Origin of the sequence: Bradyrhizobium sp. ARR65, assembly GCF_000472385.1 — a bacterium.
In the GTDB taxonomy this organism is placed as follows: domain Bacteria; phylum Pseudomonadota; class Alphaproteobacteria; order Rhizobiales; family Xanthobacteraceae; genus Bradyrhizobium.
Genome location: NZ_AWZU01000013.1, coordinates 86,499 through 100,544 on the forward strand (window position 1 = coordinate 86,499; position 14,046 = coordinate 100,544).

Here is a 14,046-nt window from a genome sequence, read left to right on the forward strand (position 1 = left end):
CCGCGGCAATCATCAAGCGGGGAGGGTAAATTGGCTGAGATGGATGTGCCGGTCGCGACCATGCGAACGTCGGCGGGCAATCAACAGATGGTCAACGCGATCATTGCCTCGGTGCTTGGCTGGGCGCTCGATCTTTTTGATTTGTTCATTCTGCTTTATGTCGCGCCGGTCGTCGGCGCACTGTTCTTTCCATCGAGCAATACGGCATTGTCGCTGGCCGCGGTGTATGGATCATTCGCCGTCACGCTCTTGATGCGGCCGCTCGGATCAGCCGTGTTCGGCCACTATGCCGACGTGCACGGACGCAAGCGCGCCATGCTGGTCGCGATCTTCGGCGTTGGTATCAGCACCGCCGGATTTGGTGTGCTACCGACGATTGCCCAGGTCGGTGTGGTCGCGCCAATCGTGTTCCTGATGCTGCGTCTGGTGCAGGGCGTCTTCGTCGGCGGCGTGGTGGCCTCGACCCATACCATCGGCACGGAATCCGTTCCGGCACATTGGCGGGGCGCGATGTCCGGCCTCGTCGGTGGCGGTGGCGCGGGGATCGGCGCGCTGCTGGCGTCGTTGGTGTTCCTGATCACGTCCTCGATCTTTCCCGGTGAAGCCTTCGCGCAATGGGGCTGGCGCTTTATGTTCTTCTCCGGCCTGCTGAGCTCCTTGCTCGGCTGGTTCATCTTCAAGAACCTCGAGGAATCGCCTTATTTCAAGGAGCTGAAGCGGCAACAGAAGACACACAAGGCAGAATTGTCGAAGGCTCCGGTCAAAGAAATATTTTCAGGAGAGTATCGCAAGGTCTTGCTACTCAACCTCCTGATCACGTTCGGCGGAGGGGCGGGCTATTATCTGACCTCCGGGTATCTTCCAAGTTTCCTCAAGGTCATCAACGCGGTGCCGAACCAGACCTCGTCGCTGATTTTGATGGGCGCCAGCATCTCGGCGTTCTTCTCGGCGGTTCTGATCGGCTCGCTGAGCGACAAGATCGGACGGAAAAGAACCTTTCTCCTGATCGGCGTAGCTGCAGCCGTGCTGCTTCCGCTGTGCTATCTCGGCCTTGCCGCGACGAAGGACATCACGGAGGTCACGCTCTATGCGCTGGCGATCGCCTTCATCGGCAACGCCGGCTACGCACCGGTGCTGATCTTCCTGAACGAGCGCTTCCCGACGGCGTTGCGCGCGAGCGGCACGGGGCTGTCCTGGAATATTGGATTTGCGCTCGGTGGAATGATGCCGACCGTCGTTTCGCTGATAAGTGCCGGTGCCGCGCAGATTCCGACATCGCTTGCTATCTTCTCGGTCGGGGTGTTTGCGATCTACCTGATCGGGGCAATCGTGATCCCCGAAACCAAGGGCCACTTCAAGTGAGGACAAGCGGCGGCACACGCTCATGGCCGCGAAGACGCGGCCCGCGCTGTTGCGGATCGGAGCGCCAACGCAGCGCAGTTCCGGCTCATTGCCTTGCCGGCCGGGCAGTAAGGTCAGGCTTTGCGCGAGCGTCCGATATCAGTCCGTAGCGCCTGCAATTCCTTCCGGACGGCGCGTGCGGCATCGCGCTCGATCTTGCGGTAACGCGCGACCAGCGAAGCGCCGAACGGGGTGAGCTTTGCGCCGCCGCCATTCTTGCCGCCGGTCTGGCGGGCGACCGCGGCGTGTCCGCAAATGCGGTTGATCTCTTCGACCAGATCCCAGGCGCGCTTGTAGGACATGTCCATCGCGCGGCCCGCAGCCGAGATCGAGCCGAAGTCGCGGATATGCTCTAGTAGCTGGATTTTGCCCGGCCCGATCCGCTCCTCGGCATCGAGATCGATGCGAAGGCTCAAGTGCGGAAGCGATCTGGCGTCTGGCTTTGACATAAATGTTTGCTCGTCAGTCCGGCAGCCAGATTGCCACCGAAGGCTTGCGCTAACAAGAAGAGCTGGCGCGATATCCCTAGGCGTGTGCCTTGCCCAGATGGCCTTGGTTCAGGCTGACCGTGGTGCGACCGACGATCAGCTTGAGCGAGCTGTCAAAGAACGGGTGACAAGACTCTTCAGGTTTGAATTTGCCGAATTGCCCGGAGGGAGCGACCGCATCTCGAGCGCGCTGCCGCGAGCCTCGGAGCACGGAAAGTGGCTACCCGCCATTGAGCTTCACGGCGGCGGCATCCTCGACTGGGCAGCTACTCAGGACGAGCAGAGCATCTTCTCGACCTTGCGAATCTCGGTCCGTAGCAGACGCGCGATCTTTTCGATGCGATCTGGCGGCAGCCGACTTTCGATCGCGGCAATGCTGATCGAGCCGGCGAGACCGCCATCCGCCCGACGCACGGCCATGCCGATAGCGGCGATGCCCGGCGCACGACGCGGATTGACCGCATAGCCGCGAGTGCGCGCCGCTGCGACGAGCTCGGCGAGCTCGCTCGCCGTGATGTCGCCATACGCCGAGAGACGCGGAGCGTTGTATGCGAGAATGCTCTCGGCTTCTTCCTTGGGCAGGGCAGCGAGCATGGCGACGCCGCCGCAGCCGATCCCTAAGGGAAGCCTGCTGCCGACCTCGACCGTGAAGGCCTTGATAGGAAAGTTGCCGGCCTTGCGCTCGACACACAATGCATCGTTGCCGCCGCGTACGGCGGCAAAGACTGTGTCGCCGGTCTGATCTGCCAGCAAATCAATTGCCGGCCGCGCCATCTCCCGCAGATGAAATCGCGGCTCTGCGAGCAGTCCGAGTTCATAGATGAACGAGCCGAGATGATAGCGGCGCGTCGCCTCGTTCTGGCTCGCCATGCCTTCCGCAATCAAGCCCTGAAGAATGCGGTGGGCGGTGGGGCGTTCAAGCCCGGTCTCGCGCGCGATGTCGGCCATGCGTGCTCCCGACTGGCTGCGCAACGCCAGCGCGCGGAGTACAGCGGCCGCGCGTCCAATGCTCTGGGTCCCGGTTGGCCTGGTGTCGTCGTCCGCCACAACAATCCCAATAAGTCCAATATGTGAAACAACGCGCCAGAGAGGTAAGCTCACGTTCTTCCGTTGTTGACAAGGTATAACGTTTGATGACACAAGGCGCGCCGCGAGAGCGAAGAAGAATAGTCCACATTGTGGATCAGATCAAGATGGGAGGACGCGCAATGGGGTTAAGGTGGCTGGCGGCGATGGTTGCCTCGATTCTGATGTGGGGGGCGTCGGGCCCGACTTCCCTTGCCGAGACCTATCCTTCGAAACCCATTCACCTGGTGGTCGGTTATGCGGCCGGTGGCTCGACTGACCTGGTTGCGCGCCTGGTAGGGCAGCAATTGTCGGAGGCGCTGGGGCAGCCCGTGGTGATCGAGAATCGGCCGGGTGCGGGCGGGAGTATCGCATCGGAGCAAGTGGTGCGATCGGCGTCAGACGGTCACACCATCTTTATGAGCACCATCGCCAACACGATCAACACGACCCTCTATCCGAAGCTGCCCTTTAATTTCGCTACCGATTTAGCGCCCATTAGCCTGATCGCGACAGTGCCCAATGTGCTGGTGGTCAATCCTGCCGTGCCAGCGACGAACTTGAAGGAGTTCATCGCGCTGGCAAAGAGCAAGCCGGGCCAGATCAACTTCGCGTCCTCCGGGACTGGCTCCTCGGTCCATCTCAGTGGCGAATTGTTCAATATGGTCGCGCAGGTGAAGCTGGTGCATGTGCCGTACAAGGGCAGCGCGCCGGCGCTGGTCGAACTGATCAGCGGTCAAGTCCAGTCGATGTTCGACAACCTGTCCTCGTCATTGCCCTACATCAAAAGCGGCAAATTGCGGGCGCTCGCGGTGACGAGCGCGCAACGCTCCGCGGCTGCACCGGACATCCCGACCATGGCGGAGGACGGCCTGCCGGGCTGCGAGGTCACCTCTTGGTTTGCGCTGGTGGCGCCGGCGAAAACTCCGAAGGAGATCGTCACGCGCCTCAATGAAGAGGTACGCAAGATCCTCGATCGGCCCGCCATCAAGGCGCGACTCGCCGAGCTCGGAGCCGATGTCGCGCCCAGCACGCCCGAAGCGCTCGCCGCGCTGATCGCGTCCGAGACCGCGAAATGGGCCGGGGTCATCAAGGCCTCCGGGGCCAGCATCGAATGAAATCCTGCCACCCAGCGCGCAAATTGTCTCTAATGGAGTGATCGAGACCATGAACCAGCATGTTGAAATCAAGGCCGAGTCGGACACCGGCTTCCTGGAAATCACCGGCGGCGAGGCGATCGCCCGCATGATCCAGGCCTTCGATGGCGGCGCCATGTTCGGCATGGGCGGGTTTCAGTTGCTGCCGTTCTATGATGCGGCGAGGCGCTTCGGGCTGCCCCACTATCTGATCAATGACGAGCGCACCGGCATCTTCGCGGCCGATGCCTACGCCAAGGTGTCGGGCCGGGTCGGTCTCGCCGATGCCACGCTGGGACCCGGTGCCACCAATCTGGTGACGGGATTGATGGAGGCTCTCAATTCGGGTACGGCCCTGGTGGTCCTGGTCGGCAATACGCATCGCGACCACTCCTGGAAGAACATGACCCAGGAATGTCGCCAGACCGACGTGCTTCGTCCGGTGTGCAAGGAGGTGATCCGCGTCGAGCAGGTCGCGCGGATTCCCGAATTGATGCGCCGCGCCTTTGCGGTGGCGACGTCGGGCCGGCCGGGTCCGGTGGTGGTGGATATTCCCGAGGACATCTCCCACGCCGTGCATTCCTTCAGCGCCGCCGATTTCCATGGCGATAGCATCTATCGCGCCGTGCCGGCCTTGCGCTCCCGTCCTGATGGGGCGAGCATCGCCCGCGCCGCCGAGCTGATTGCCGCCGCGAGGGCGCCTGTCATTCTCGCAGGCGGTGGCGTTCATCTGTCCGGCGCGGCCGAGCAGCTCACCGAGTTCGTCCGTGCCTTCAACCTGCCGGTCGCGCATACGCTGACGGGCAAAGGCGCGATCCCCTGCAGCGATCCGCTCAACGCCGGCCTGTTCGGCCGCTATGACCGCTTCGCCAATCAGCTCATCGAGGAGGCCGATCTCTTGCTGGTGGTCGGCTGCAAGCTCGGCGAGATCGCGACCAAGCGCTACACGGTGCCGGCGCCGGGCAAGCGCCTGATCCATCTCGACTGTGTGGCCGAGGAATTCGACCGCACCGTGCCGGCGACCGTGCGGCTGTGGGGCGATGTGCTGCTCGGCATCGCCGATCTGTCGGCGGCGCTCGCGCCGGAGGAGGAGCGGCTGCAGGCCCGGTGGGCTGGCCGGCCGGCCGACGCCGCCGAGCGGATGGCGAACTGGCGTCGCAAGGTCGGCGCGCGCCTCAACTCCGATGAATGTCCGGTCGACATCGCCCGTCTGATGACGGAGATCAACGCGGCACTGCCGGCCGATGGCTATCTCGTCGCCGACGGCGGGTTCGCCGCTCATTGGGGTGGGCTCTTGTTCGATACCAAGCGCCCCGGCCGTGCCTTCGTGCCGGACCGCGGCTCGGCTTCGATCGGCTATGGCCTGCCGGGCGCGATCGGCGCGGCGCTGGCGGCGCCGGGGCGGCCGGTCTTCGCGCTCACCGGCGACGGCGGCTTCAACATGATGATCGGCGAATTGGAGACGGCGCGCCGCCTTGCGCTCGATTTCACGATCATCGTCGTCAACAACGCCGCCTCGGGCTATGTGAAGGCGCTGCAGCACCTGATGTACGGCCCCGGTGCCTATCACGCCTCCGACCTGAGCGAGACCAACTACGCCGATGTCGCTGCGGCCCTGGGCTGTCATGGCATCCGGGTCGAACGTCCCGACCAGCTTGCACCTGCGTTCAAGGAGGCGCTGGTGCGCCGCAACGGCCCAACGGTGATCGATGTCGTGGTGACGCGCGATCCCGCCAAGATGCTGCCGGGCGTCGATAGCCGCACTGTGCAGGTTAAGAAGGGCGACCGGATTGCGTGAGCGGGCCGACGTCATGAGCGATCGCATCGCGGGCCATCACCGCTCTGTGTCTCTGATCCAGCGCCTCGGCAAGGACCGTATCGGTGCCATGCTGCTGATCCTGATTGGGGCGGGCGTGGCTGCCATGGGGCTGACCTACCGCATGGGCACAGCAACCCGAATGGGACCAGGATACATGCCGTTCTTCTACGGCGTGCTGATGATCCTCGTCGGCTTCGCGATCGCTCTTACAGCGCGGCCGAGCGAGGAAGAAAAACGCAAAGTCATGCGCGTCAACTGGCGGGCTTGGCTCTGCATCCTCGGCGGTCTCGTCGCCTTTGCGATCATCGCTGATCATGGTGGCTTGGTGCCGGCGACCTTCGTCGCCGTCTTCGTCGCGGCGCTGGGAAGCACGGCCAATTCGGTGCGCGATGCGGCCCTGTTGGCAGCGGGGCTCGTCGTTGCCGCGGTTCTGGTCTTCAGCTACGGCCTGCAGCTGCAGCTTCCGCTGTTCGCCTGGGGTTGAGTATCGGATTGATTGTCGGGGGGAGGGGATGGAACAGGCGCTAGCCGATCTCTGGTACGGTTTTGGTGTCGCGCTGCAGCCGGCGAACTTGATGTGGGTCGTGATCGGCGTGGTGCTTGGCAATTTGATCGGTGTGCTGCCCGGTATGGGTGCGATGACAACCATCTCCATGTTGTTGCCGCTGACCTATGTGATCCCGGCGGTACCCGCGATCCTGATGCTCGCGGGGATCTTCTATGGATCGATGTATGGCGGCGCCATCTGCGCCATCCTCCTCAACCTGCCGAGCCATCCCCCGCATGCCGTAACCTGCATTGATGGCTATCCAATGACGCTGAACGGGCGCGGCGGCGCCGCGCTCGGCATCACCATGATGGCGTCATTCTTCGCTGCGTCGGTCGGGATTGCGCTAATGGTGTTCGTCTCGCCATTGCTCGAGGCAGTTGCCTTCAAGTTCGGGCCGACCGAGATTAGCGCGGTGATGCTGCTCGGGCTGCTCGCCGGATCGACCATGTCGCGGGGATCACCCCTCAAGGGCATCGCCATGACACTGTTCGGGCTCTTCCTCGGTGCAATCGGCACCGACGTCAACACCGGCATCCAGCGCTACACTTTCGGCTTGCCGGATCTCGCCGACGGCGTCGACCTCGCGGCGCTTTCCTTGGGGCTGTTCGGCGTCGCGGATTTCCTGCTCACGGTCAACCGGGGGGAGGTCGCGGTCACGACGACGCGCGTCACCATGCGGCAGATGATGCCGACGCGCAGTGAGCTGAAGGCCGCCGTCCTGCCGATGCTGCGCGGTACCGGCGTCGGCGCCATCTTCGGTGCAATGCCCGGCACCGGGCCGACCATTACAACCTTCGTCGCCTATGCGTTGGAGCGCAAGATCGCGAAATCGCCGGAGCGATTCGGTAAGGGAGCCATCGAAGGGGTAGCCGCGCCCGAGGCGGCGGCCCATTCGAAAACGCAGATCGATTTCATTCCGACCATGTCGCTCGGCATTCCCGGCGATCCCGTGATGGCGCTGCTGCTCGGTGCGTTGATCATCAAGGGCATCAACACCGGGCCGCAGCTGATTACCGAACATCCCGACGTCTTCTGGGGATTGGTCGCGAGCTTCTGGATTGGCAATTTGTTGTTGATCGTCCTGAACGTGCCGCTTATCGGGATCTGGGTGAGGCTATTGCGTCTGCCCTATCGCTTTCTGTTTCCGTCGGCGCTGTTCTTCATCGCGGTCGGGGTCTACAGCACGCACAACAACGTGTTCGATATTCTCCTCGTCGCGGCCTTCGGCTGCGTCGGCGCGATCTTCCTGATGCTGGATTTTCCCGCAGCTCCCGTCGTGCTCGGCTTCGTCCTGGGGCCCATGCTGGAGGAGAATTTCCGCAGGGCGATGGTGCTGTCGCGCGGCGATCTTATGATCTATCTGCAGCGGCCGCTCAGCGCCGTATTCATCGTGGCCTCCGCGGCCCTGATTCTGCTCCAGCTCTACAGCTACCTGCGCCTTCCGCCATCGTCCCGGCCGGTGCGCGCCTCACATTGAATGGCTGCGTTGAGCGATTGTCCTTTGATGGAGATCCACGTCTCGACGTGATTGAGCCGGGACAAGCGTGTCGGCGTGATTTGGAAGTGAACCTGACCGGCATCGGCTATGGTTAGACCCAGCCGCCATCGACGATATAGTTCTGGTTGGTGCAGGCGCCGCTGTCGTCCGCGGCGAAGAAGAGGACGACGCGCGCGATGTCGTCCGGCGTGAGCTTGCGCTTGAGGCATTGGCGCCGCATGAGTTCGGCCTCACCTTCGGGCGTCAACCACAGATCCTGCTGCCGCTGGGTCATGATCCATCCGGGCAGGATGGAATTGACCCGCACGTTGTTCGGCCCAAGATCGCGGGCAAGCGCACGGGTTAGGCCCTGAACCCCGGACTTGGCGGTGGTGTAGCAGGGCATGTTGCCTTGGCCGATCACCCAGCTCACCGAGCCCATGTTGACGATCGAGCCGCCCCCTGCATGGATCATGTCCGGCGCGACCGCCTGGGCGCTAAAGAACTGATGCTTCAGGTTGACGGCGATTCGTTCGTCCCAGTATTCCGGCGTGACGTCCTCGATCGTGTGACGGTCGTCGCGGGCCGCGTTATTGACCAGGATGGTGATCGGCCCGAAGGCCTCGCGGACGCCCGCGACCGCCCGTCTCAGGGCGCCGATGTCGCGCACATCTGCGTGCTCGAAATGCACGCTGGCATGCGCCGGCAGGCTGGCCAATAGCTGCTGTGAGGCCGTCACATCGATGTCGATGAAACCGACCCGCGAGCCTTGGTCGACGAACTGGCGGACGATGGCTTCGCCGATGCCCGAACCGCCGCCGGTCACCAGTACAGTCCGGTCCTTGAGGCTTGGATAGATGGCGCCTTGCATTGGCATCCTCTTAATCTGGCGCCTGAACGGCGCCGGTTGCGTGGCTGCGGCTCAAACAGGGGCCGCTGCTCCCAGTGTTCACTCGGTCGTTTCCATGAGATTTCGGTCGACGACCCGCAGCGTCCGCCGCACCATGCCGTCGAGAATTGCCGTCGACTCGCTTGGACGCAGGTAGATCGCCGTGGACTGGAGCAGCCACGGCAACACTGCCTGGTCGAGCCGCTCCTCATAGGCGTGGCGCATCATCTCAAAAGTCTGCAGGCCGGGGCCCGCCAGGATGACATGATGTGGGCGCAGCACCGATATCGTTGCGGCGACCGCCTCTGCAAGCGCGCGGCCTGCCTGCCGGAATAAGTGCTCAAGACGGGGATCGCCGCCCAGTGCTCGCTCGCGCAGCAGAGCCATCTGCGCTTCGGACGGCTGTTGCGATACCGCCGGCGGCAGGTCGAGAAAGGTTCGGGCGTCGCGGTAGAGCGCATAGTCGGCGAGATAGGCCTCGATGCAGCCGCGCTGACCGCAGCGGCATTGCGGACCGTCCGGCGCCAACTTGACATGGCCGATCTCGCTGCCGGCGCCCCAGCGCGCTTCACCGTCGACAACGACACCCATGCCGACACCGTGGCCGACCATGATCGTGGCTGAGAGGCCCTGCGCCAGTGCCGGTTCCGCGGCTACAAGGGCCAGCGCAACTGCGACAGCGTCGTTCGCCATTACGACCTCGACCCCGAAGGCCTGACGGATCGGCCTCGCCAGATCGATGTCGGTGACCGACAGCGCCGGACTCCACAGATGCTGGCCGGTTTCGGCATTCACGATGCCCTGCAGCGCAATCCCGATTCCCAACAGTCGATGGCGCGGCGTGGCCGTCGCGTCAAGCATAGCAGCGATTTGCGCGGTCACGAGGTCGCGCAACGCGCCGGCATCCAGAGCGCGCGTCGGGAGTTCAAGTCGCGATTGCGCCAAACCAGAGCCACTGAAATCCGCGATCAGTGTCTCGATCAGGTTCATGCGTAGCGATACCGCAATGATGCGGCCAAACTCAGGGTTCAATGTCAGTAGTACCGCCGGCCTGCCACGCCGGCGGCCATTCAGCGCGTCCGCATCCTCCTCGTCGGTATCGTCGGGCCACGAGGTCGCCGCTGCTGTCTCGGTTTCGGCCTCGCACAGCAGCTCTTCCGCGATCAGTCTCGACGTTATGGCCGAAATCGCCGGGAAGCTCAGCCCCGTACTACGTGCGAGCTCGACGCGCGGCAATGGCCCTTGACGTCGCAGCACTTCGACGAGTCGGCCGCGGTTCGATCCGCGGGCCGCGCCTGAAGCACGTCTCGGTGGTTCCGGCTGCTCATTCATGTCGCCCCCTTTAATTTATTCAGTGAAATTAATCAACGGACATGACGCTGGGTGTAATCGAAAAAGCACAGATGAAGGCTCTCGTATCGTACCGATATTTACTATTGTCATACCTCGTGTACTATTGCTGCTTGAAGAAGGGGGCGGGGACAGCCTTGACTGGGTATGTCTCTCCGCTAATTTCTTCGAGACAAAAATAAAATAGGGCGCAAAAAAGCGCTGCGCGTGAATCCCCCTCAGGCCGGGGTGACGAAAGGGAGGTGCATATGAAGGGCTCAATGAAGAAATTGTTCGTGCCGCTGCTGGCGAGCGCAGCTGCGCTCGCCATGGCCGCGGGGGTGGCGCAGGCGCAGCAGAAAAAGACCATCGCGCTGGTGACCAATGTCGCGGCCGACTTCTGGACCATCGCCGGCCGCGGACTTGAGAAGGCGCAGAAGGAGCACCCCGAATACAATATCGAGTTGATCGTCACCAACGAAGGCACCGCTGCAGGCCAGCGGCGCGAGTTGGACGACCTGTTGGTGCGCGGCGTCGCCGGCATCTCTATCTCTGTAGACGATGCGCCGCACGCAACTGAAGAACTCAACAAGGTTGCGGCCAAGACCGTGCTGATCACGACGGATAGCGACGCGCCCCAGAGCAATCGTCTCGCCTATATCGGCACCGACAACGTCGCGGCCGGGCGGCAGGCGGGCGAGGAGATCAAGAAGGCGCTGCCGAACGGCGGCAAGATCGCGCTGTTTGTCGGCACGATGGACGCCGACAACGCCCGCGAGCGGGTGCAGGGTATCAAGGAAGCGATTGCCGGCACCAAGATCGAGCTGGTCGACGTGTTCACCGACCAGGTGGACTTCGCCAAGGCCAAGGCGAACATGGAGAACGTGCTCGTCAAATATCCCGACATTGCGCTGTTGTCGGGCCTGTGGAGCTACGAGACACCGCTGATCTATGACGCGGTGAAGGCGGCGGGCAGGGCCGGCAAGGTGAAGATCGTCGGTTTCGACGAGGACCAGCGCACGCTGCGCGGCATTTCCGACGGCACGATCGAATCCACGGTCGTGCAGCAGCCGTATGAGTTCGGCTATCTCTCTGCCACCAACATCATCAAAACGCTGAACGGCGACAAGTCGTGGATCCCGGCGGACAGCAAGCTGATCGTGCCGACCAAGGTGATCAGCAAATCCAACGTCGCGGAGTTCACCGCAAATCTGAAGGAATTGCTGAAGAAGTGACTTCAGTGCGCTTCAACGCCCGGCTGCCATAGGCCGCCGGGCGTTGTGCGGGAGGGAAACGACGAATGGCGGAGACGCTGCTGGAGCTTGCCGGGATCAGCAAGACTTATCCCGGTGTCAGGGCTCTCGACGATGTCAGCCTGCGCGTGAACCGCGGCGAGGTGTTGGGTCTGATCGGCGAGAACGGCGCCGGCAAATCGACGCTGATGCGCGTGCTGGGCGGCGTGATCGCGCCGAGCGAGGGCGTGATCCGCATCGGCGGCAACGACCACGCCCGGCTGACGGTGAGCGAGGCGACGCGGGCCGGCATCGCCTTCGTGCATCAGGAATTGAACCTGTTCGAGAATCTCGACGTAGCGGCCAACGTATTTATAGGCCGCGAGAAGCTTACTGGCGGCCCGCTGAAACTGGTGGACAGCGCGGAGATGCGCGCCCGCGTGGCGCCCCTGCTGGAGCGGCTGGGTGCCGATTTCACGCCGGACACGCTGGTCGACAACCTGTCCATCGCGGAGCGTCAGATGGTGGAGATCGCCAAGGCGCTCTCGATCGACGCCCGCGTGATCATCATGGACGAGCCGACCTCCAGCCTGACAATTTCGGAAACTGAACGGCTGCTGGAGGTGATTGCCGACCTGAAGGCGCACGGCATCTCAGTGATCTATATTTCTCACCGGCTGGGCGAGATCATGACCTGCGCTGACCGCGTCGTGGTGCTGCGCGACGGGCGCACAGTGGGGGAGTTGGCGCGGCACCAGCTAAGTCATGCCGCAATGATCCGGCTGATGATCGGCCGCGACCTGAAGGCGCTGTATACGCCGCCGAAACGGCCGCCGCAGCCGGGCGGCTGCGATATCGTCGGCCTCGTCACCACCGCCTTTCCTGACCGGCAGATTAATCTCTCCGTGCGGCGCGGTGAGATCCTCGGCCTGGCAGGGCTTGTGGGCGCCGGCCGCACCTCCCTCGCTCGCGCGGTCTTCGGCATTGATCCGCTGCTGGGTGGCGAGATCAGGATCGACAACGCACCGGTCGGTCTCGCCTCGCCGCGGGACGCGATCAGGCAAGGGATCTATCTGGTGCCGGAGGACCGTAAGAAATCCGGGCTAGTGCTGGAATTGCCGATCCGGGAAAACGTGACGCTCGCGAACCTGCTGAATTATGCGCGGATGTGGCTGATAAACGGCGCGACCGAGCGCAAGGTTGCGAAGGAACAGGTCAGGAGCCTGTCCATAAAGGCGCCCAGCATCGACATGGAGGCCGTGACGCTCTCCGGCGGCAACCAGCAAAAAGTAGTGCTGGGTAAATGGCTTTCCATGCAGCCGCGCGTGATGTTCTTCGACGAGCCGACCCGTGGCATCGATGTCGGCGCCAAGAGCGAGATCTACGCGCTGATGCGCGATCTCGCCGACCAGGGCGTCGCGATCGTGATGATCTCCTCGGACATGGAGGAGGTCATCGGCGTCTCCGACCGGGTGGCAGTGATGCATGAAGGCAGTGTCAGCGGCGTGCTGGAGCGCGAGCAGTTCAGCGAATACAACGTGCTGCGGCTAGCGATCGGCCAAGCGCTGGAAACGATGGAAGTCGCTGCGCCATGATGAAGAAAGAGCTCGGCCTGTGCCTGCTGCTGGCGGTGATCTCCGCCATCACGGGCGTGATCAATCCGGCCTTTCTATCGTTCGTGAACTTGCTGAATATGGCCAATCTGATCGGCCTGTTCGGCGTGTTCGCGCTGGGCGAGGGGCTCGTGATCATCACCGGAGGCATCGATCTTTCGCTCGGGTCGATGTTCGCGCTGCTCGGCGTCGTATTCGTCGACCTTCTGACGACTTATCAGATTTATTGGCCCTTCGCGCTGCTGCTGGTGCTGCTGGGCGGGCTGGCGCTAGGGGGCATCCAGGGTTTCCTGATCACACGCATGAAAATGCAGCCCTTCATCGTGACGCTGTGCGGGTTGCTGATCTATCGCGGCGCCGCCCGCTACTACACGAGCGATTCGACACGCGGCTTCGGCTACGGTGACGAGGCCGGGACACTGAGCAACATCGCCTCCGGGAATATCGCGGGCATCCCGAACACCTTCATCCTCCTGATCATCCTTGCGCTGATCCTCGGCGTGCTGCTGCACCGCTCGGTCTACGGGCGCTGGCTCTATGCCGTGGGCAAAAACGAGGAAGCGGCGCGCTTCTCCGGCATCAGCACAGATATGGTGATCGCGACCGCCTACATCATCAGTGGCGGACTCGCCGGAGTTTCGACGGTGTTGTTCGTGTTCTACACGAACTCAGTCTCTCCGAGCTCGTTCGGCAACTTCTACGAGCTCTACGCGATCGCGGCTGCCGTCCTTGGTGGGTGCAGCCTGCGTGGCGGCGAGGGCTCTATTCTCGGTATCGTGCTGGGGACGGCGCTGCTGCAGGTGCTGCAGAACCTTGTGAACATCCTGGGCATCCCCAATTCCCTGAACTTCGCGGTGATGGGGACGGTGATTCTGCTCGGCGTGCTGGTGGATCAGCAATTGCAGACCCGTCGGCGGCGCAAGATGGCGCTGGCCGGCCTGGCCCGCACGGCGCCGAGATCGACACTTGTGCAAGGAAAGCAGAGCGCATCGCCGCGCAGCGCGACTGCGTTGTCGGCGAAAACGGGTGATCAGGCATGACAGCTCC

General features: G+C 63.1%; 12 protein-coding genes. 8 read left to right on the top strand and 4 right to left on the bottom strand.

Features of this window, described 5'->3' with window-relative positions; translation table 11 throughout:
• The first annotated feature begins 30 nt into the window (after positions 1 to 30).
• On the top strand, positions 31 to 1,362 hold the full coding sequence (locus F758_RS0116655) for an MFS transporter (protein ID WP_024508924.1): 1,332 nt from the start codon (positions 31 to 33) through the stop codon (positions 1,360 to 1,362).
• Positions 1,363 to 1,475: 113 nt separating this feature from the next.
• Here the strand turns inward: F758_RS0116655 and F758_RS0116660 are convergent, their stop codons facing one another.
• Positions 1,476 to 1,850, bottom strand: a complete 375-nt coding sequence (locus F758_RS0116660) for a winged helix-turn-helix domain-containing protein (protein WP_024508925.1) — start codon at positions 1,848 to 1,850, stop codon at positions 1,476 to 1,478.
• A 309-nt stretch (positions 1,851 to 2,159) separates the two neighbouring features.
• Positions 2,160 to 3,029 (bottom strand): IclR family transcriptional regulator, encoded by an 870-nt coding sequence (locus F758_RS0116665; RefSeq protein ID WP_084305452.1) that lies wholly within the window; start codon positions 3,027 to 3,029, stop codon positions 2,160 to 2,162.
• A gap of 68 nt (positions 3,030 to 3,097) precedes the next feature.
• On the opposite strand from F758_RS0116665, the gene F758_RS0116670 reads away from it, so the two are divergent.
• From F758_RS0116670 to F758_RS0116685, 4 genes are all read left to right on the top strand, one after another.
• Positions 3,098 to 4,072, top strand: a complete 975-nt coding sequence (locus tag F758_RS0116670) for a tripartite tricarboxylate transporter substrate binding protein (protein ID WP_157450040.1) — start codon at positions 3,098 to 3,100, stop codon at positions 4,070 to 4,072.
• A gap of 49 nt (positions 4,073 to 4,121) precedes the next feature.
• Positions 4,122 to 5,888: a thiamine pyrophosphate-binding protein gene (locus F758_RS0116675; protein WP_035722284.1), complete on the top strand. Its 1,767-nt coding sequence runs from the start codon at positions 4,122 to 4,124 to the stop codon at positions 5,886 to 5,888.
• An 88-nt stretch (positions 5,889 to 5,976) separates the two neighbouring features.
• Positions 5,977 to 6,393: a tripartite tricarboxylate transporter TctB family protein gene (locus F758_RS0116680; protein ID WP_063614930.1), complete on the top strand. Its 417-nt coding sequence runs from the start codon at positions 5,977 to 5,979 to the stop codon at positions 6,391 to 6,393.
• Positions 6,394 to 6,421: 28 nt separating this feature from the next.
• On the top strand, positions 6,422 to 7,936 hold the full coding sequence (locus F758_RS0116685) for a tripartite tricarboxylate transporter permease (protein ID WP_024508930.1): 1,515 nt from the start codon (positions 6,422 to 6,424) through the stop codon (positions 7,934 to 7,936).
• 112 nt (positions 7,937 to 8,048) lie between these two features.
• Here F758_RS0116685 and F758_RS0116690 read toward each other — a convergent pair whose 3' ends face one another.
• Positions 8,049 to 8,807, bottom strand: coding sequence for an SDR family NAD(P)-dependent oxidoreductase (locus F758_RS0116690; protein ID WP_024508931.1), 759 nt, complete (start codon positions 8,805 to 8,807; stop codon positions 8,049 to 8,051).
• A 78-nt stretch (positions 8,808 to 8,885) separates the two neighbouring features.
• Positions 8,886 to 10,157 carry an ROK family protein gene (locus F758_RS0116695; protein WP_024508932.1) on the bottom strand — a complete coding sequence of 424 codons (1,272 nt, stop codon included), beginning with the start codon at positions 10,155 to 10,157 and terminating at the stop codon, positions 8,886 to 8,888.
• A gap of 266 nt (positions 10,158 to 10,423) precedes the next feature.
• On the opposite strand from F758_RS0116695, the gene F758_RS0116700 reads away from it, so the two are divergent.
• The 3 genes from F758_RS0116700 (at position 10,424) to F758_RS0116710 (ending at position 14,039) form a co-directional block, all read left to right on the top strand.
• Positions 10,424 to 11,389 carry a sugar-binding protein gene (locus F758_RS0116700; protein ID WP_084305454.1) on the top strand — a complete coding sequence of 322 codons (966 nt, stop codon included), beginning with the start codon at positions 10,424 to 10,426 and terminating at the stop codon, positions 11,387 to 11,389.
• Between the two features lie 65 nt (positions 11,390 to 11,454).
• Positions 11,455 to 12,981 carry a sugar ABC transporter ATP-binding protein gene (locus tag F758_RS0116705; protein ID WP_024508934.1) on the top strand — a complete coding sequence of 509 codons (1,527 nt, stop codon included), beginning with the start codon at positions 11,455 to 11,457 and terminating at the stop codon, positions 12,979 to 12,981.
• Complete coding sequence (locus F758_RS0116710) at positions 12,978 to 14,039, top strand: ABC transporter permease (protein WP_024508935.1); 1,062 nt, start codon at positions 12,978 to 12,980, stop codon at positions 14,037 to 14,039. The genes F758_RS0116705 and F758_RS0116710 overlap by 4 nt, the downstream gene beginning before the upstream one ends.
• Positions 14,040 to 14,046: the final 7 nt, after the last annotated feature.